This window comes from Mycobacterium sp. E136 (genome assembly GCF_001666865.1).
In the GTDB taxonomy this organism is placed as follows: domain Bacteria; phylum Actinomycetota; class Actinomycetes; order Mycobacteriales; family Mycobacteriaceae; genus Mycobacterium.
The window spans coordinates 1-801 of the sequence record NZ_LZJE01000056.1 but is presented as its reverse complement, the minus strand read 5'-3'; the positions used below and the strand labels follow the sequence as shown (position 1 = coordinate 801).

1 protein-coding gene and 2 pseudogenes are annotated in these 801 nt (G+C 66.0%); 1 reads left to right on the top strand and 2 read right to left on the bottom strand.

What is annotated here, in order from left to right; all coding sequences use genetic code 11:
- A pseudogene (locus A5698_RS04095) lies at window positions 1-228 on the bottom strand (protein kinase domain-containing protein); the annotation flags it as partial.
- A 32-nt stretch (window positions 229-260) separates the two neighbouring features.
- On the opposite strand from A5698_RS04095, the pseudogene A5698_RS04090 reads away from it, so the two are divergent.
- A pseudogene (locus A5698_RS04090) lies at window positions 261-425 on the top strand (helix-turn-helix domain-containing protein); the annotation flags it as partial.
- 38 nt (window positions 426-463) lie between these two features.
- Here the strand turns inward: A5698_RS04090 and A5698_RS04085 are convergent.
- Window positions 464-801 (bottom strand): Rv2175c family DNA-binding protein (locus tag A5698_RS04085; protein WP_068293593.1); only part of this gene is annotated, 338 nt, incomplete at its 5' end.

Genomic DNA, 801 nt, shown 5'->3' with positions numbered 1-801 from the left:
CCGCGCCACGGCACGGGCCTCGCGCTGGAAGCGGGTGAGAAACTGTGCGTCGCCCGCGTACCGGGTGTCCATCACCTTCAGCGCGATCGGCCGATCCAGACGCAGATCCAATCCGCGATACACCGCCGACATGCCGCCGGTCGCGATCATGACGTCGACGCGGTATCGGCCGTCGAGCACGGTTCCCAGCAGCGGGTCCGTGCGCGGATAGGCCTCCATCGGAGACATGTTACGGAGCCATCGGATTTAGACTCGGTGCGGTGAGCAGCATTCCGGCCGCCGACGACGTCCTCGATCCCGCCGAAGACGTCTACGACCTACCCACTGTCGCCGAGATGCTCGGCATCGCGGTGACCAAAGTGCACCAACAGCTGCGGGACGGCCATCTGATCGGCGTGCGCCGTAACGGCGTGGTACTCGCTGAGGAACGCGCCGGAGAGCCCGAAGGTCAATGAGCCAGCTGTCAATAAGCCAAAGCCTGGGCCCGGCGCACCACCTCACGGGCCTGATGCGAGTGAAGAGCATCAACCGGCCGGGCATTAGGCAGCGCCTCGGTCGTGCCGTCGCGTCGGATCGACAACGACTCGTCGGGCGTGAAGAGCCAGCGCACGATCTCGGTGTCGTGGTAGCCCCCGTCGCGCAAGACGACGAGCAGCCCGGGCAGGCTCTTGACGACGTGGCCGGTGTCGTCGAAGAAGACCTTCGGGATCACCACCACGCCGTTACGGCGCACGCCGATCAGATGGCCGTCCCGCAGCTGTTGGTGCACTTTGGTCACCGCGATGCCGAGCATCTCGGCGA